Source organism: Natrinema versiforme (assembly GCF_005576615.1).
Taxonomy (GTDB): domain Archaea; phylum Halobacteriota; class Halobacteria; order Halobacteriales; family Natrialbaceae; genus Natrinema; species Natrinema versiforme_A.
In genome coordinates this window covers 2,359,345-2,375,913 of record NZ_CP040330.1, presented here as the reverse complement: position 1 = coordinate 2,375,913, position 16,569 = coordinate 2,359,345, and the positions used below count along the sequence as shown (strand labels likewise).

Below are 16,569 nucleotides of genomic sequence, written 5' to 3'. Positions count from 1 at the left end.
TCAGATGACAGAAACGAGCGACGAGCCGGCGATCGTGACGGACGGACTGACCAAGGAGTACGGAGACACGACCGCCGTCGATGACCTAACAATCGCGATCGATCCCGGCACGGTCTACGGCTTTCTGGGACCGAACGGCGCGGGGAAGACGACCACGATCCGGCTACTGACGGCGCTGGTTTCGCCGACCGGCGGATCGGGTCGCGTCGCCGGCGCACCGATTACCGACCGAGAAGCGATTATCGACCACATCGGCTACCTCCCGGAGTCGCCGCCGATCCGCGAGACGCTCACGGCCCGCGAGCAACTCCAGTACCACGGCGGCTTGCGCGATATGGACCCGGCCGAACTCGAGGGACGCATCGAGTCGCTCCTCGAGCGGTTCGACCTCGCCGACGATGCCGACGACCGAATCGTCACCTACTCGAAGGGAATGCGACAGAAGACGGGGCTCATACAGGCGATCATGCACGAGCCGGACGTGGTCTTCCTCGACGAACCGACCAGTGGGCTCGATCCGCGGGCAGCGCGGACGGTCCGCGAGACGATCGCCGACCTCGCGGCAAACGGAACCACCGTCTTCCTCTCGACGCATGCCCTCCCCGTGGTCGACGAACTGGCCGACGTGGTCGGCGTCCTCTACGAGGGGTCCCTCGTCGCCGAGGGCGACCCCAAAACGCTCGCGTCCCGCGCCGAGCGCGGCGACGCCACCAGCCTCGAGGACGCGTTTCTCGAGATTACCGGCGACCTGCGGGAGGACTGACCGGTGCCGAGACGGTGCCGAGAGACCAGTACTGCCGGCTCGAGTCGCCACTCGGCGGCGTCGAGGACAGCCTACGACGGCCGCTCGAGCGAGAAGCGATCATCCGTCCGCGCGTAGAGACTCCCCGCGAGCCGGCCGACGGCGTCGATCTCGTCGATGTCTATTTTTCCGTCGGTCGTTACCGACTCCGCGAGATGGACGTGGCGGACCTCGCCGAGGACGAGCGTCGAACCGCCGACGTCGATCAGATCGCGGAGGGTACACTCGAAGGCCACCTTCGCGCCGGCGACGCGCGGCGGGTCGACCGCGGTCGAGTCGGCCCGCTCGAGGTCGGCGTGGTCGAACTCGCTCTCGCCGGCCGGCAGCGTGGCGCTGGTCTCGTTCATCGCCTCAGCGAGGTCTTCGGTGACGAGATTGACGACGAACTCGCCGGTGTCGCGGGCGTTCCGCGGCGTGTCCTTGAGCCCCTCGGCACCGTCGACGGGTGCGAACAGCAGGACCGGCGGGTCGACCGACGCGACGGTGAAGAAACTGTACGGCGCGAGGTTGTCGACACCGTCCTCGCTTTTGGTGCTCACCCACGCGATCGGCCGCGGGACGACCGCACTCGAGAGGATCCGATAGAGCGAGCCCTCGCGCTCGTCGACATCGATCTCGAGGCCGTCAGTCTCGTCGCCGGCCGTCGACCCGTCGTCCGTCATCGTCCGGCCTCCGACGACCGATCCGCGGTCGCTGCTATCACAGGCGTTCGCCGGCAATCTACTAACACGATGTTACCCGGTTCGGATCCGAACTACTAAAGCAGTTCGCGACGTAGTCGCTGGCAGAACCCATCGATGTCATCCCCGCAAACGCAATCCCGCGAGCAACTCGACGACGCCTGCCCGGTCATCGCCTCCCTCGAGCAGATCGGCTCCCAGTGGCGGCTGGCGGTGCTCCACGAACTGCTCGACGGCGAGCAGCGCTTTAACGAACTCAAGCGCTCGACCGGCGCGAACGCGCGGACCCTCTCGCGCGTGCTCGACGACCTCGGCGAAATGGGGTTCGTCCGACGCCGTATCGAAGAGGACGCGCCGGTCGCGACCTACTACAGCCTCACCGGCAAGGGCGAGTCCCTCGAGCCGGTCTTCAACGAGATCGAGTGCTGGGCCGGCTCGTGGCTCGAGGAGAGCGCGCTCGAGGAGCAGTAACGCCGCCCGACGCGTATCGCGTTCCGTTCTCCGACGCTTCGAGACCGCTCGACCGACCGGTCTCGAGATCCGAACCGCCAACCGATCCCGTTCAGTACGGCAGCACGAACAGCACGACCGCCAAGAACGGGATCAATGCGAGCAACATCGTGACAGCGTAACCGAACATCTCTCGCGCCCGGATCCTCGTGATCGCGAGCAGCGGCAGCGCCCAGAACGGGTTCAACAGGTTCGTGTGTGCGTCCCCGACGGCGTAGGCGATCGTCGCCTGTCCGACCGGTATCCCGACCTCCTGTGCGGCCTCGAGGACGGGCGGCCCGAGGACGATCCACTCGCCGCCGCCGGAGGGAACGAAGAGGTTGACGATCGCGGCCGTGAGCCACGCGATCACCGGAAACGTCTCGGGCGTCGAGACCGCCAGTAGCGCCTCGGCCATCGTTTCCGCCAGCCCGGACCCGCTCATCATTCCCTGGATGCCGGCGAAGAAGGGGAACAGGAGGATGATCCCGGCGGCGGCGTCCGCGGCGTCGCCGAACCGCTCGCGATAGAGCGCCGGGCGGGTGTAGATCGCGAGGCCGGCGAACAAGAATCCGAAGTTTAGGACGTTCAGATCCAGCGCATCCAGCCCTCTGGTCGCGAACTCCCAAACGATTACCGCGACGCCGGTCAGCGCGATGACGCCGCCCAGCAGCCGGCTGTTATCGATCGTCTCGGCCGGGACGCGGTCGTCGCTCCGCTGGTCCGCTGCGACCACGTCGTCCGCCGCAGCGTCGTCGACGTCGCCGTCGGCCGCCGACTCGAACAGTTCGCTCTCGGGAATATACTCGGTGATCTCCCGCGAGCGCTCCGTCGAGGGCGTCAGCAGGAACAGGACGACCGCGGCGAAGAGAATCGACAGCGCGGTGAGCGCGAGCGCGTAGCCGCTGAAGACCGTCGCCGAGGTACTGACTGGCTCGTCGATGACGCCGAGTTCGATGAACTCGTTGCCCGACGTCGCGAGCAGGAGCGGTGCCGAACCGGACAGGCCCCAGTGCCACGTCAGTCCCAGCCCCATGTAGCCCGCCACGCAGAGCAACGGGTAGTGGACCGCGATCCCCTCGCGGTAGGCGGCCTTCCCCATCTCTCGAGCGAAGATCGCTCCGACGACCAGGCTCAGTCCCCAGTGGATCCAGGCCAGCGCCATCGAGACCACGCCGACCAAGACGACGGCCTGTCCGCTGGTGTTCGGGATCGTCGCCAGCCGCTGCAGCGCGTCGTTGACCCGCGGGTGATAGGCGATCACGAATCCGGTCATGATGATCAGAACCATCTGCATCGCGAAGGTGAGGAACGCCCAGAACCCGTCGTACCAGTGTTGGATCATCTCCGTCGGCCCCTGTCCCTCGACGATCATCCCGACCGCGAACACGACGTAGGACAGAATAATCGCGAACAGGAACGGACTCGGCATCCACCGCTCGACGACGTTCGCGATTCGGTTCCCCAGCCGTTCGATGACGTTACCGGTCGTGGCCGCTCTGTCTGCTGCCCCCATATGTGTGGCGATAACAAATCCCGTGTTAAGCGTTATGTGCCGCGACAGAAGAGTACGACCGAATGCGTCCCGATGACGGTTCGGATCGACCGCGCGAGACGGCCGGAGCGATCGACGGCGCGGCCTCGACTCCCGACAGCCGCGTCTACCGCGGCTGGTACGTCGTCGCCGGCGGCTTCGTCGGCGCGTTCGTCGTCTTCGGCCTCTCCTATGCGTTCGGCGTCTTTCTCGAGCCGATTCAGCGGGACCTCGGGATTTCGCGCTCGGCCGTCTCGCTGGTCTTCTCCCTGCAGACGGTCGTCATCTACCTCGCCGCGGCGATCTTGGGCGTGGTTGCCGACCGCCTCGGCGTCCGTCGGCTGCTGGCGTTCGGCGCGGCATCGCTGGCGATGGGCGGTCTCTGGACAAGTCGGACGGACTCGTACGGCGGGCTCTTGGTCGCCTACGGGATCCTCACGGCCGTCGGTCTCGGTGCGATCTACGTCGTCTCCTACGCCACGGTGCCGCGGTGGTTCCAGCGCCGCCGCGGCCTCGCGACCGGTATCGCGACCGCCGGCCTCGGCATCGGGATGGTCGCGATGTCGCCCGCCGCGAGCGCGCTCGTCGGCGTCCTCGAGTGGCGACTTGCCCTGCTCGCGCTCGTCGTCGCCGCGACGGTCGCCGTCGCGGTCGTAACGCCGCTGTTCGACGACGATCCGTCCGCGAGCGAGACGGGAGCGGAGTTCCCGGACGGCGTTCCCGACCACGAACCGCCGGAGTGGGAGACCTATCGACGGGAATTGGTCGCGGTCGCGACCTCGCGAGCGTTCCTGCTGGTGTTTGCGGGCTGGGTGTTCGTCTACGCGACGCTGTACGCCGTCCTCGTTCACATCGTCCCCTATACCGGTGACATCGGTCTCGGTGAGGGGACGGGTGCCATCGCGCTCGCGGCGATCGGTGGGACGACGGCGGCGGCCCGGATCGGGATCGGTGCGCTCGCGGATCGGTTCGGTCGTGTTCGGACGTTCGTCGCCTGTTCAGCCCTTATGGGCGTGTCGACGCTGTGCCTCCCGCTCGTCGACTCCGCTGCGGGGCTGTACGGCTTCGCCATCGTCTTCGGGATCGCCTACGGCGGAAACGGGGCCCTGCTCTCGCCGCTGACGGTCGAGCTGTTCGGGACGGCGAACCCGAATGCCGTCTTCGGACTCGTCTCGCTCTCCTTCGCCGTTTCCGGGCTCTTCGCCCCGTGGGCTGCCGGCCTCACCTACGACCTCACGGGAACGTATACGCCCGCCTTCCTCGGCGCGGGGATCGCAGGCCTGCTCGGTGCCGGACTAATCGTGCTGGCCGACGCCAACGCGTAGCGGCTGGTAGGCCGTACTCGCGCTCGGATTCAGCGGAGCGCACCCGGCGAAAAACGAGATCTTCGAGACGCGCCGAGTCGGGGAATTCGTCGATCCGGTCGGCGAGTTGATTGGTGCGTTCGGCCGAGCGGTCAGCCGTCGGTCTCGAGTTCGACCAACTCGAGCGAGCGATCGAGGTGACAGACGTCGTGTGGCGGCTCGCCGACGATTTCCGAAATTCGGTACTCCTCGTCGAACTCGACGCCGTCGGGTTCGCAGTACTCGTGGCTCGGACACTCGACGTACGGGCAGGGGCCCGGCAGGCTCGTTTTACTGCCGGCGAAGGCACCCTTCGAGGTGATGTTCGCACGCGTCGGGGCGGGTTCGACTTCGACGGCGCGAACGCCGCCGTCGTGCATGGCACACTCGAGGGTCTGGGCGTTCTCGCGGACGGACGTGACGCGGTACTTCGTGCCGGTGGAGAGGTTGAGACACTGACTGCGGTAGGGACAGCCGGCGCAGGCGTCGGCTTCGCCCTCGTAGACGAACTCGGTTCCCGGCTCGGCCAACTGGGAGCCGATGAGCGTAACGGTCGACATAGTATTCGGTACTCGCCACTGGCGGTTAAGGCTCACGTCCCGAGTGCGCGGTCCCGAACCGCGGCACGGACCGCTCACGGGTCGAAAATCGGGCAGTCAGTCGTCGCTGCCGTCGCCCGTGAGGTCGTCGAGCCGGTCGAAGTACGTCTCTCGAGGCACCTGATACAGCCCCCGGTAGTCGATCTCGCCCGCGTCGAACGCCGTCGCGAGTTCGACGGTCCGCTCGAGGGCCTCGTCTCGAGTCGGGAATCGCAGCGTCTCGTTCAGCGACACGTCCGGCTCGAGGTAGAGCGTGACGAACCAGTCCGCGGAATCGGCGGTATCGGTGGGGTTGACGCCGGGGCGACGGGTCCGCTTGCCGTGGGTGAGATACAGCGTCGGCAGACACGGCGCGGGAAAGTCCTCGGCGTTGAAGACGTCCGGCCGATACGCGAGCACGAGCCGGCCGTCCTCGCCGCGGCTCCAGACGGTCCAGCCGTCCGGCAGCCGCGAGCGGTCCAGCCCGTCGTCCGCATCCGAATCCGACATGGCGACCGGTAGGACCGCCCGCCCTAAATCCTCGTCGTCACCGCCGCCGGTCGCGGGGGCGGCTCCGGCCAGTGGACCGATCCCGATGGATCGGGTGATCCGGCGCGGTCGCCTCAGCGGGTGCCCCGTGGCCCGAATCGAGTGTCGCGTTACCATTCAGCCAGCGCGCGCGAGTTCACGTGGACGTTGCAGGCCGGTAGCTTATGCCGCCGACCCCCGAATGTGGGGTGTGATACCGAACATCAGCACAGAGTTCTGGCAGTATTTTCCTGCAATAAAGTTCTGACAAATACCTTTTGGGGCTAAGGCTAAGTAGCTGGATTACTCACTCATTAAATACTATCGGTATCCGTTTGCCGGACCGATCCACTCCGCGCCCGTCCCCGGCGCATCGTTGCCCGAGCCCTGACGAGGCATCGCGCAACGTCAAGTGGTACGAGATGACATATGACACGGCACATCCACGCCGCCCGCGACAGGGTCGCGCTCCCCGAGCGCCCGCTCGAGGAGTTCGACGAATACGACGCGTTCACGTCGGGTGACGCGAGGCGACGGATTCCGACGGTTCGGCCACGAGACGCGGCTGGTCGAACGACGTCCGCTCACACCGTCCGCACTCGCGCGGACGACCGCACTGCAGACGGGGGAACCCCATGATACCATGACCGGTGACATCGAAACACTCGAGCAGCTCAGTACGGACTACAAGGAATCGATGCCCGCAGACCTGCGGGAGACCAAGTCCTTCGACTGGTACCTCGAGGAGGTGTACGAGGACCCGAAGGTGGCCCGCAACGCCCACCAGCGCGTCGCGGACATGTTCGACTACTACGGCACCACCTACGACGAGACCGAAGGGATGGTCGAGTACCAACTCGCGAGCGAGGACCCGCTGGGCGACGGCGAGAACACCTTCTACGGGAAGGTGATCCATCAGTCGATCCACGAGTTCGTCAACAAGGTCAAGTCGGGAGCCCGGCGGCTGGGTCCCGAGCGCCGGATCAAGCTCCTGCTCGGTCCGGTCGGCTCCGGGAAGTCCCACTTCGACAAGCAGGTCCGCAAGTACTTCGAGGACTACACGCTCCGGGACGACGGCCGGATGTACACCTTCCGCTGGACCAACCTCTGTGACGTGATTCAGGATCAGGACCCGGCCGACGACACCGTCCGGTCCCCGATGAATCAGGACCCGCTCGTGCTCCTCCCCTTAGAGCAGCGCCAGCGGGTCATCGACGACCTGAACGAGAACCTCGATGCGCCGTACACGATTCAAAACGAGCAGGCACTCGACCCCGAAAGCGAGTTCTACATGGACAGGCTGCTGGCCTACTACGACGACGACCTCCAGCAGGTCCTCGAGAATCACATCGAGATCGTCCGCTTCGTCGCCGACGAGAACAAGCGACAGGGACTCGAGACCTTCGAGCCCAAGGACAAGAAGAACCAAGACGAGACGGAACTGACCGGCGACGTCAACTACTCCAAGATCGCCATCTACGGCGAGTCCGACCCGCGCGCGTTCGACTACTCGGGGGCCTTCTGTAACGCGAACCGCGGCATCTTCTCCGGCGAGGAGCTGCTCAAGCTGCAGCGGGAGTTCCTCTACGACTTCCTGCACGCGACCCAAGAGCAGACGATCAAGCCCAAGAACAATCCCCGAATCGACATCGATCAGGTGATCGTCGGCCGGACGAACATGCCCGAGTACAAGGACAAGAAGGGCGACGAGAAGATGGAGGCGTTCAACGACCGCACCAAGCGGATCGACTTCCCCTACGTCCTCTCCTACGAGGACGAGGCCAGCATCTACGAGAAGATGTTGCAAAACGCCGACGTCCCCGACATCAACGTCGAGCCCCACACGCTCGAGATGGCGGGCCTGTTCGGCGTCCTCACCCGCATCGAGGAGCCCGACACCGAGACCGTCGGGCTGCTCTCGAAGGCCAAGGCCTACAACGGCGAGATCGACGAGGGCGACGACCTCGACATCAAGAAACTCCGCGAGGAGGCCGAGCAGAAGGCCGAAATCGGCGAGGGCATGGTCGGCGTCTCGCCCCGGTTCATCGGCGACGAGATCGCCGAGGCCATCATGGACTCGAAACACCGCCAGCGCGGGTTCCTCTCGCCGCTGACGGTGTTCAACTTCTTCGAGGAGAACCTAGAGCACCACGGCTCCATCCCCGAGGAGAACTTCGAGAAGTACTACCGCTACCTCGAGACCGTCCGCGAGGAGTACAAGGAGCGGGCCATCGAGGACGTCCGCCACGCGCTGGCCTACGATATCGACGAGATCCAGCGCCAGGGCGAGAAGTACATGGACCACGTGATGGCCTACATCGACGACGATACCATCGAAGACGAGTTGACGGGCCGCGAGCAGGAACCCGACGAGACGTTCCTGCGCTCCGTCGAGGAGAAACTCGACATCCCCGAGGACCGCAAGGAGGACTTCCGGCAGGAGGTCTCGAACTGGGTCAGCCGCCGGGCCCGCGAGGGCGAGGCGTTCAACCCGCAGGACAACGAGCGCCTGCGCCGTGCCTTAGAGCGCAAACTCTGGGAGGACAAGAAACACAACATCAACTTCTCCGCGCTGGTCAGCGCCAACGAATTCGACGACGACGAGCGCTCGGCGTGGATCGACGCGCTGATCGAACAGGGCTACTCCGAGGGCGGAGCAAAGGAGGTGCTCGAGTTCGCCGGCGCGGAGGTCGCCAAGGCCGAGATGGAAGACTAGCATGACCGGACATGACTACGTCACCGAGGCGGACCGCGCCCTCGAGGAGACCTACGAGGAGCCGATGACTCTCGCCTCCTACGTCGATCGGATCTTCGAGAACCCGTCGATCGCCTCCCACGCGTCGAAGTATCTACTCAAGGCGATCGAGGCCGCGGGTACGCGAACCGTGGTCGAGGAGGGCGAAGAGAAGGAGCGCTACCGTTTCTTCGACGATCCGCACAACGACGGCGAACACGCGATCCTCGGCAACACCGAGGTCCTCAACGGGTTCGTCGACGACCTGCGGTCGATCGCCGCGGGCCGGGCCAAAGACGAGAAGATCATCTGGTTCGAGGGGCCGACCGCGACCGGGAAGTCCGAACTCAAGCGCTGTCTGGTCAACGGGCTCCGGGAGTACTCGAAGACGCCGGAGGGACGGCGCTACACGGTCGAGTGGAACATCTCGACCGCCGAGGGCAGCGACCGCGGGCTGAGCTACGGCAGCGATGCCGCGAGCGCCGCCGACGAGCAGAACTGGTACGAGAGCCCCGTCCAGGCTCACCCGCTGTCGGTGTTCCCCGAGAACGTCCGCGAGGAGTTGCTCGAGCAACTCAACGGGGAACTCGACGATCACGTTCCCGTGCAGGTCGACGCCCAACTCGACCCGTTCTCCCGTGAGGCCTACGACTTCCTCGAGGAGCGCTACCGCCGCGAGGGCGAGGACGAGCTGTTCTCGGCGATCACCGACGAGAGCCACCTCCGCGTGAAGAACTACGTCGTCGACACGGGACAGGGCGTCGGCGTCCTCCACTCCGAGGACGACGGGCCGCCCAAGGAGCGCCTCGTCGGGTCGTGGATGCACGGTATGCTGCAGGAACTGGATTCCCGCGGGCGCAAGAACCCGCAGGCGTTTAGCTACGACGGCGTCCTCTCGCAGGGCAACGGCGTCCTCACGATCGTCGAGGACGCGGCCCAACACGCCGACCTGCTCCAGAAGCTGCTGAACGTCCCCGACGAGCAGTCCGTGAAGTTGGACAAGGGGATTGGGATGGATGTCGACTCCCAACTGCTGATCATCTCGAACCCCGACCTCGAGGCCCAGCTCAACCAGCACTCGGATCGGAACGGCATGGACCCGTTGAAGGCGCTGAAACGGCGGCTCGATAAGCACCGCTTTGGCTACCTGACGAACCTGAGCCTCGAGACGGAACTGATCCGGCGCGAACTCACGAACGAGACGAACGTCTGGGAGGCCGAGAGCTACGACGAACTCGCCGATCGGATCCGCGCGCCGGTGCGGGTGACGGTCAAGGATCGCGACGGCGAGACGCGGGTTCAGGAGTTCGCCCCGCACGCGATCGAGGCGGCGGCGCTGTACGCGGTCGTCACGCGGTTAGACGAGGAGGATCTCCCGAACGGGCTGGACCTCGTCGACAAAGCACTCATCTACGATCAGGGCTTCCTGCAGGAGGGCGACAGCCGCCGGGAGAAAGAGGAGTTCGACTTCGGCGACGACGGCGACGACGGCGATCACGGGATCCCGGTCACGTACACGCGGGATCGGCTCGCGGAACTCCTCCAGACCGATCGGGACCGCCACCACGCCGATCTGTCGGTCGAGGACATCGTCATGCCCCGGGACGTGCTCAACGCCATGGTCGAGGGGCTGATCGACGCGCCGGTCTTCTCAGCGGGCGAGCGCTCGGAGTTCGAGAATCGCGTCGTCCCGGTGAAGAACTACATCTACGACCAGCAGGAGAGCGACGTCATCGAGGCCATCATGCACGACAAACGCGTCGACGAGGAGACCGTCGCCGAGTACGTCGAACACGTCTACGCGTGGGAGACCGAGGAGCCGCTGTACAACGACCGCGGCGAGCGCGTCGAACCCGACCCGCTGACGATGAAGCTGTTCGAAATCGAGCATCTGGGTCGGTTCTCCGAGTCCGAGTACGACGGCAACCAGCCCCGCGAGAGCGTCCGGAGCTTCCGGCGCGAGAAGGTTATCACGTCGCTGAACCGCCACGCGTGGGAACACCGCGACGAGGACTTCTCGGTCGAGGACGTTGATCTGACCGCGATCCCGGTGATCAAGACCGTCCTCGAGAGCCACGACTGGGACGATGTCGAGCGGACCTTCGAGGACTTCGACCCGCGGCAGTGGAGCGATCCGCCGAGCGGAACCGAGACGGCCGCCGTGAAAGCGAACACGATCGACACGATGGTCGACCTCTTCGGCTACTCGGAGGCGTCGGCCGAACTGACCAGCCGACACGTCATGGGACAGGTGAGCTACAGATGGGACTGAGAGACGACCTCGAGCGATTCCGCGAAGTCGGCGAGCAGCGCCGCGAGGATCTGGCCGACTTCATCCAGTACGGCGACCTCGGACAGAGCCGGCCGGGCGAGATCAACATCCCGGTCAAGATCGTCTCGCTGCCGGAGTTCGAGTACGACCAGCGCGATCAGGGCGGGGTCGGCCAGGGCGAGGACGGCACGCCCGATACCGGCCAGCCGGTCGGCCAACCCCAGCCCCAGCCGGGCGACGACGACGGCGAGGACGGCGAACCCGGCGAGGAGGGCGGCGAGCACGAGTACTACGAGATGGACCCCGAGGAGTTCGCCGAGGAACTCGACGAGGAACTCGGGCTCGACCTCGACCCGAAGGGCAAGAAGGTCATCGAGGAAAAGGAGGGGCCGTTCACGGACCTCACGCGGACCGGTCCCAACAGCACGCTCGACTTCGAGCGGATGTTCAAGGAGGGACTCAAGCGAAAGCTCGCGATGGACTTCGACGAGGAGTTCCTACGGGAACTCTGCAAGGTCGAGGGGATCGAGCCCCGCGAGGTCTTCGAGTGGGCCCGCGGCGAGAGCCTCCCGGTGTCGATGGCCTGGATTCAGGAGGCCTACGACGACGTTCCGGACGAGGAACGCGGGAAATGGGACTCCATCGAGGATGTCGAGGAGAACGTCGAGCGCGAGAGCGTCCAGCAGAAGATCCGCCGCGAGGGGGTCAAACACGTCCCCTTCCGACGGGAAGACGAGCGCTACCGCCACCCCGAGATCATCGAGGAGAAAGAGAAGAACGTCGTCGTCGTCAACATCCGCGACGTCTCCGGCTCGATGCGCGAGAAGAAACGCGAACTCGTCGAGCGGACCTTCACGCCGCTGGACTGGTATCTGCAGGGCAAGTACGACAACGCCGAGTTCGTCTACATCGCCCACGACGCCGACGCGTGGGAGGTCGAGCGCGACGAGTTCTTCGGCATCCGAAGCGGCGGCGGCACCAAGATCTCGAGCGCGTACGAACTCGCGAACCAACTGTTAGAGGAGTACCCCTGGAGCGACTGGAACCGCTACGTCTTCGCGGCCGGCGACTCCGAGAACTCCTCGAACGACACCGAGGAGCGGGTCATTCCGATGATGGAGCAGATTCCGGCGAACCTCCACGCCTACGTCGAGACCCAACCCAGCGGCAACGCGATCAACGCCACCCACGCCGAGGAACTCGAGCGCCACTTCGGCACTGACGCCGAGGATGTCGCGGTGGCGTACGTCAACGGCGAGGACGACGTGACCGACGCGATCTACGATATCCTCTCGACGGAGAGTGAGACCGATGAGTAACGAAGCACACGCCGTTCGCTTCGAACTCACGAACCCCGGTGGTTTCCATGAGTAAGTCAAATTCCAACGCGGACCGATTCCGCAAACAGGCGATCGCCAGCGACCTCGAGGAACCGGTCGAGGAGGCGCGGAACCTCGCGGAGAAGCTCGGCCTCGATCCCTACCCGGTGAAGTACTGGATCATCGACTACGACGAGATGAACGAACTCATCGCCTACGGCGGGTTCCAGTCCCGGTACCCTCACTGGCGGTGGGGCATGCAGTACGACAAGCAGCAAAAGCAGGGCCAGTACGGCGGCGGGAAGGCCTTCGAGATCGTCAACAACGACAACCCGGCCCACGCGTTCTTACAGGAGTCGAACACGGTGGCCGACCAGAAGGCGGTCATCACCCACGTCGAGGCCCACTCGGACTTCTTCGCGAACAACGACTGGTTCGGCATGTTCACCAGCGGGCGCGCCGACGAGGATCAGGTCAACGCGGCCGCCATGCTCGAGCGCCACGCGCGGGCCATCGACGAGTACATGTCCGATCCCGAGATCGACCGCGCGGAGGTCGAGAAGTGGATCGACCACTGCCTCTCGCTGGAGGACAACATCGACCAGCATCAGGTGTTCAGCCGCCGGCTCGACGTCGACGGGCCCGCGATCGAGGAGATCGACGAGGACCTCGCCGAAAAGTTAGACGAGCTCGAGCTCTCCGACGAGATCAAGGGCGAAGTGTTCAACGAGGAGTGGGTCGAGAAACTCGAGGACGAGGACATCACGGGAAGCTTCCCGGAGGAGCCCCAGAAGGACGTGCTGGCGTTCGTCCGCGAGCACGGCAAGCAGTACGACGACGAGGCGGACCGGGGCGTCGAGATGGAGGAATGGCAACGCGACATCCTCGACATGATGCGCGCCGAGGCCTACTACTTCGCCGCCCAGAAGATGACGAAGGTGATGAACGAGGGGTGGGCCGCTTACTGGGAGTCGACGATGATGACCGACGAGGTCTTCGCCGGCGACGACGAGTTCCTCAACTACGCCGACCACATGGCGAAGGTGCTCGCCTCCGGCGGGCTCAACCCCTACAGCCTCGGCATGGAACTCTGGGAGTACGTCGAGAATACGACCAACCGCCGGGACGTGCTCGAGCACCTCCTGCGCGTCGAGGGCGTCTCGTGGCGCAACCTCACCGATGTCGTCGACTTCGAGGAAGTCCTCGAGACCCTCGAGCCGCCGACGGCGATCGAGACGATCACCCCGGAGACGCTCGATCAACTCGATGACGTTCCCGATGAGTGGCTCGACCGACAGGCCATAGAGCGGGCCCGCGAGGGCGAGATCGACGTGTCGAAATACCCGTGGAAGGTGCTGACCTACGAGGGGGTGGCCCGCCGGCACTACTCGCTGGTCAAGCGCCAGAACCGCGGGTTCCTCGCGCGGGTCAACCAGAACGAACTCGAGCGGATCGGCCGCTACCTGTTCGACGACGCCCGCTATTCGTCGGTCGAGGAAGCGCTCGAGAACGTCGACTTCACGGCCGGCTGGGACCGGATGTTCGACGTCCGGGAGAGCCACAACGACGTGACCTTCTTGGACGAGTTCCTGACCCAGGAGTTCATCACGGAGAACAACTACTTCACCTACGAACACTCCCAAGCGACCGGGCAGTTTCACGTCGCCAGCGACGCGGCCGAGGACGTAAAGAAGAAACTGCTCCTGCAGTTCACCAACTTCGGGAAGCCGACGATCGCGGTCTACGACGGCAACTACAACAACGCCAACGAACTGCTGCTCGGCCACCAGTACAACGGCGTCATGCTCGATCTGGGGCAAGCGAAGGAAACCCTCAAACGCATCTTCGAGCTGTGGGGACGGCCGGTGAACCTCCTGACGATCGTCAAGGAGGTCGACGAACACGACATCGAGGTCGCCAAGCGCCGCAACCGCGAGCCCGAGCCCGAAGAGCAGGGTAAGCTGATCCGGTACAACGGCGAGACGATGACGACCGAGGACGTGCCGTGGGAGGAGGTCGAACACCTCGCGGCCGACGATGTCGATTACGACACCAAGCCCGACGAGTGGCTGGCGTAGAGTCACTCGGCTGCCGCTCGCTTCCGATTTCGAACAGGTTCGGTTTCGCCGACATCCGGCTCGAACAACCGGTTGTACGGACTCGATCGGCCAGAACGGCTTTATAGTCCATCTCCAATGCAGGACACGATGACTGGGGACGGGGGCGAGGCCATCGAGCCCCGGGGCCGGGGGGCCACCGGAGTCGATCTGCCAGCGATCCTGACGCGACTCGACGCCGAGGAACCGACTGCACAACGAACCGCGGTCCGACGAATTCGAACTGCAATCGACGAACGGGGGCAAACCGCAGCGTACGCGCCGACGGTTCCGAAGCTCCGAGCGCTGCTCGAGCGGCCCGAGATAGATTTTCACGACGAGGTAGCCGCCTGTCTCGCCGATCTGGCGACCGAAGCGCCCACCGATGTCGCGCCGTCGACCGCGGCCATCGTCGGCGTCGCCGTCGAACGCACGGAGCAGCCGGCCACGGGAGAACTGCTTCGATGCATCGCCGCCGTCGCCGCCGAGCGGCCGGACGTCGTGGCCGATCACGCCGCGGCGATCGCCGACGTACTCGAGCGGCGGCGCGGCTACGATCGAGAGGGGCTGCAGGCGATAGCGCACGTCTCGAGGGAGGAGCCGACGGCGATCGAACCCGCGGTACCGGTCCTCACCGACGCGCTGGCGTCGGACCCGGACGAGTACGGGCTCCCGGCGCTTCGGGCGCTCGGCCGGCTGGCGCGTTCCGACGGAACGCTGCCCTCCCTCGAGTTCGTCGCCCACGCTGCCGCGCTCGTCGATCACGACGAGACGGCCCTTCGCCACGCCGCGATCGGCTGTCTCGGCGACGCGGCCCGCTGCGATCCCGCCGCCGTCGAACCGGTCTGTGACGAACTCGGCGCGGCGCTGTCGCGCGACGATCCGGAGACGCGAGCCGTCGCCGCGGACGCGATCGCCCGCGTCGCCGCCGAGAGCGACCCCGCGATCGAACCGGTCCGCGGACGGCTCCTCGAGTTGCTCGCGGACGATCACCCGCTCGTCCGGGCGAACGTCTGCACCGCGCTCGGGTACGGTCGCGTCGAGGCGGCCGTGTCTCACCTCGAGAATCTCGCGAGCGAGGACCCGGCACCGACGGTTCGCGACCGCGCCGCGTGGGCCGTCACGCAACTCTCGTAGCGGCTACGGCGAAGACGCCGTCCCGCCGTCCACAGTCCTCGCCGACCGCGGCGACCGGAACGCACTCCGTTCTCGCGATTGTGGACTCGCACATGGCCTTTCCCGTCGAGACCGAGTCCCGACTGACGACCGTCGACGTGACCGATCGCATCGCCGCGGCCGTCCCCGACGATCTGGAATCCGGGACCTGTACGGCCTTCGTCGAGCACACGACGGCCGGCCTCGTCGTCCAAGAGGACGAACCGCGGCTCCGGGGCGATTTCGAGTCGTTCCTGCGAGATCTGGTGCCCGACGAGGGGCACGCACACGACGAATTGGACGGGAACGCGGACTCGCACCTGCGAGCGGCGCTGATCGGCCCCGACGTGACGATTCCGGTCGCAGACGGCGAGTTAGCGCTCGGGACGTGGCAGTCGGTGTTGCTCGTCGAGTGCGACGGCCCGCGAACGCGGACGGTGTCCGTGACGACCGTCGGCGACTAGCGCTCGACTCTCAAACAGGCGGTACCGCGGCCCTGTATTTTCACAGATCTCGTTCAAGTACCAGCGCGGCGTACGCCCGATGAATTGACTCGAGAGGCCTCGAGAGCGCGCGAGATAGATACGGACGACTCAGGCGCGGTCCCCGTCTCGCGACGAGCGGCCGTGCGACGGGCAGCGTTGCTCCTCGGCAGTTCCGTCCTCGGACTGCTGGGTGCCCAACGGACACGCGCTCGAAACGAACGCGAGGACCGGGCCAGACTGTACGGCAGCGACTGGCATCCGGACGCGCGGTTTCGCGTCGTCTCTCGGCCCCTCGAGTACAAGCCGTCCGTTTCGGTACAGGAGGGCGAATCGTTTCTCGCCGACCTCTACTGGAGCGGATACGAGACGCGCGTTATTCGGTACGAGAACACCCGGGAACGGGTGCTGTTCTTCCCGCCGGCCGAAGCCGATGTGGACCGAAATGCGACGTACCGAACCGGAGCGATACGCTCGACGGACGAACTCGCGGAGGGCGTCGTGACCATCGAATTCCAGCGGCCGGGGCGCTAGCGCGAAACCGATGGCTGACGACG

Annotated in this window: 15 protein-coding genes; 11 read left to right on the top strand and 4 right to left on the bottom strand. The window is 65.6% G+C overall.

Going from position 1 to position 16,569, the window contains the following annotated elements; all coding sequences use genetic code 11:
* Positions 1-4: 4 nt before the first annotated feature.
* Positions 5-763 (top strand): ABC transporter ATP-binding protein, encoded by a 759-nt coding sequence (locus tag FEJ81_RS11675; RefSeq protein WP_138245454.1) that lies wholly within the window; start codon positions 5-7, stop codon positions 761-763.
* A gap of 71 nt (positions 764-834) precedes the next feature.
* Here the strand turns inward: FEJ81_RS11675 and FEJ81_RS11670 are convergent, their stop codons facing one another.
* The gene (locus FEJ81_RS11670) at positions 835-1,464 is read right to left on the bottom strand and encodes a flavin reductase family protein (RefSeq protein ID WP_202979383.1); all 630 of its coding nucleotides are present in this window, start codon (positions 1,462-1,464) and stop codon (positions 835-837) included.
* A 135-nt stretch (positions 1,465-1,599) separates the two neighbouring features.
* Here FEJ81_RS11670 and FEJ81_RS11665 point away from each other — a divergent pair, with 135 nt between their 5' ends.
* Complete coding sequence (locus tag FEJ81_RS11665; protein WP_138245453.1) at positions 1,600-1,953, top strand: winged helix-turn-helix transcriptional regulator; 354 nt, start codon at positions 1,600-1,602, stop codon at positions 1,951-1,953.
* Positions 1,954-2,044: 91 nt separating this feature from the next.
* Here the strand turns inward: FEJ81_RS11665 and FEJ81_RS11660 are convergent, their stop codons facing one another.
* On the bottom strand, positions 2,045-3,487 hold the full coding sequence (locus FEJ81_RS11660; protein WP_138245452.1) for a short-chain fatty acid transporter: 1,443 nt from the start codon (positions 3,485-3,487) through the stop codon (positions 2,045-2,047).
* A gap of 62 nt (positions 3,488-3,549) precedes the next feature.
* Between FEJ81_RS11660 and FEJ81_RS11655 the strand changes: the two genes are divergently transcribed.
* Positions 3,550-4,830 (top strand): MFS transporter, encoded by a 1,281-nt coding sequence (locus FEJ81_RS11655; protein ID WP_138245451.1) that lies wholly within the window; start codon positions 3,550-3,552, stop codon positions 4,828-4,830.
* A 131-nt stretch (positions 4,831-4,961) separates the two neighbouring features.
* Here FEJ81_RS11655 and FEJ81_RS11650 read toward each other — a convergent pair whose 3' ends face one another.
* Both FEJ81_RS11650 and FEJ81_RS11645 read right to left on the bottom strand, forming a co-directional pair.
* Positions 4,962-5,408: a UPF0179 family protein gene (locus tag FEJ81_RS11650; protein WP_138245450.1), complete on the bottom strand. Its 447-nt coding sequence runs from the start codon at positions 5,406-5,408 to the stop codon at positions 4,962-4,964.
* 96 nt (positions 5,409-5,504) lie between these two features.
* A complete protein-coding gene (locus FEJ81_RS11645) occupies positions 5,505-5,936 on the bottom strand; it encodes a DUF5820 family protein (protein ID WP_138246773.1) in 432 nt (143 codons plus the stop codon).
* A 447-nt stretch (positions 5,937-6,383) separates the two neighbouring features.
* On the opposite strand from FEJ81_RS11645, the gene FEJ81_RS23195 reads away from it, so the two are divergent.
* The 8 genes from FEJ81_RS23195 (at position 6,384) to FEJ81_RS11610 (ending at position 16,546) form a co-directional block, all read left to right on the top strand.
* Complete coding sequence (locus FEJ81_RS23195) at positions 6,384-6,593, top strand: hypothetical protein (RefSeq protein WP_175416326.1); 210 nt, start codon at positions 6,384-6,386, stop codon at positions 6,591-6,593.
* A 4-nt stretch (positions 6,594-6,597) separates the two neighbouring features.
* Positions 6,598-8,670, top strand: a complete 2,073-nt coding sequence (locus FEJ81_RS11640; protein WP_138246772.1) for a PrkA family serine protein kinase — start codon at positions 6,598-6,600, stop codon at positions 8,668-8,670.
* Position 8,671: 1 nt separating this feature from the next.
* On the top strand, positions 8,672-10,960 hold the full coding sequence (locus FEJ81_RS11635) for a PrkA family serine protein kinase (protein WP_138245449.1): 2,289 nt from the start codon (positions 8,672-8,674) through the stop codon (positions 10,958-10,960).
* The gene (locus tag FEJ81_RS11630) at positions 10,951-12,279 is read left to right on the top strand and encodes a YeaH/YhbH family protein (RefSeq protein WP_138245448.1); all 1,329 of its coding nucleotides are present in this window, start codon (positions 10,951-10,953) and stop codon (positions 12,277-12,279) included. The genes FEJ81_RS11635 and FEJ81_RS11630 overlap by 10 nt, the downstream gene beginning before the upstream one ends.
* A gap of 47 nt (positions 12,280-12,326) precedes the next feature.
* Complete coding sequence (locus FEJ81_RS11625) at positions 12,327-14,357, top strand: SpoVR family protein (protein ID WP_138245447.1); 2,031 nt, start codon at positions 12,327-12,329, stop codon at positions 14,355-14,357.
* Between the two features lie 129 nt (positions 14,358-14,486).
* Complete coding sequence (locus FEJ81_RS11620) at positions 14,487-15,512, top strand: HEAT repeat domain-containing protein (protein WP_138245446.1); 1,026 nt, start codon at positions 14,487-14,489, stop codon at positions 15,510-15,512.
* Positions 15,513-15,604: 92 nt separating this feature from the next.
* Positions 15,605-15,994 (top strand): secondary thiamine-phosphate synthase enzyme YjbQ, encoded by a 390-nt coding sequence (locus tag FEJ81_RS11615; protein WP_138245445.1) that lies wholly within the window; start codon positions 15,605-15,607, stop codon positions 15,992-15,994.
* A gap of 162 nt (positions 15,995-16,156) precedes the next feature.
* On the top strand, positions 16,157-16,546 hold the full coding sequence (locus tag FEJ81_RS11610) for a hypothetical protein (protein WP_138245444.1): 390 nt from the start codon (positions 16,157-16,159) through the stop codon (positions 16,544-16,546).
* The last annotated feature ends 23 nt before the right edge of the window (positions 16,547-16,569 follow it).

Coding starts and splice junctions, on each gene's coding strand:
- FEJ81_RS11650 (WP_138245450.1), bottom strand. CDS start 5,408: ATGTCGACCGTTACGCTCATCGGCTCCCAGTTGGCCGAGCCGGGAACC.
- FEJ81_RS11640 (WP_138246772.1), top strand. CDS start 6,598: ATGACCGGTGACATCGAAACACTCGAGCAGCTCAGTACGGACTACAAG.
- FEJ81_RS11635 (WP_138245449.1), top strand. CDS start 8,672: ATGACCGGACATGACTACGTCACCGAGGCGGACCGCGCCCTCGAGGAG.
- FEJ81_RS11665 (WP_138245453.1), top strand. CDS start 1,600: ATGTCATCCCCGCAAACGCAATCCCGCGAGCAACTCGACGACGCCTGC.
- FEJ81_RS11625 (WP_138245447.1), top strand. CDS start 12,327: ATGAGTAAGTCAAATTCCAACGCGGACCGATTCCGCAAACAGGCGATC.
- FEJ81_RS11670 (WP_202979383.1), bottom strand. CDS start 1,464: ATGACGGACGACGGGTCGACGGCCGGCGACGAGACTGACGGCCTCGAG.
- FEJ81_RS11675 (WP_138245454.1), top strand. CDS start 5: ATGACAGAAACGAGCGACGAGCCGGCGATCGTGACGGACGGACTGACC.
- FEJ81_RS11615 (WP_138245445.1), top strand. CDS start 15,605: ATGGCCTTTCCCGTCGAGACCGAGTCCCGACTGACGACCGTCGACGTG.
- FEJ81_RS11620 (WP_138245446.1), top strand. CDS start 14,487: ATGACTGGGGACGGGGGCGAGGCCATCGAGCCCCGGGGCCGGGGGGCC.
- FEJ81_RS23195 (WP_175416326.1), top strand. CDS start 6,384: ATGACACGGCACATCCACGCCGCCCGCGACAGGGTCGCGCTCCCCGAG.
- FEJ81_RS11630 (WP_138245448.1), top strand. CDS start 10,951: ATGGGACTGAGAGACGACCTCGAGCGATTCCGCGAAGTCGGCGAGCAG.
- FEJ81_RS11645 (WP_138246773.1), bottom strand. CDS start 5,936: ATGTCGGATTCGGATGCGGACGACGGGCTGGACCGCTCGCGGCTGCCG.
- FEJ81_RS11660 (WP_138245452.1), bottom strand. CDS start 3,487: ATGGGGGCAGCAGACAGAGCGGCCACGACCGGTAACGTCATCGAACGG.
- FEJ81_RS11655 (WP_138245451.1), top strand. CDS start 3,550: ATGCGTCCCGATGACGGTTCGGATCGACCGCGCGAGACGGCCGGAGCG.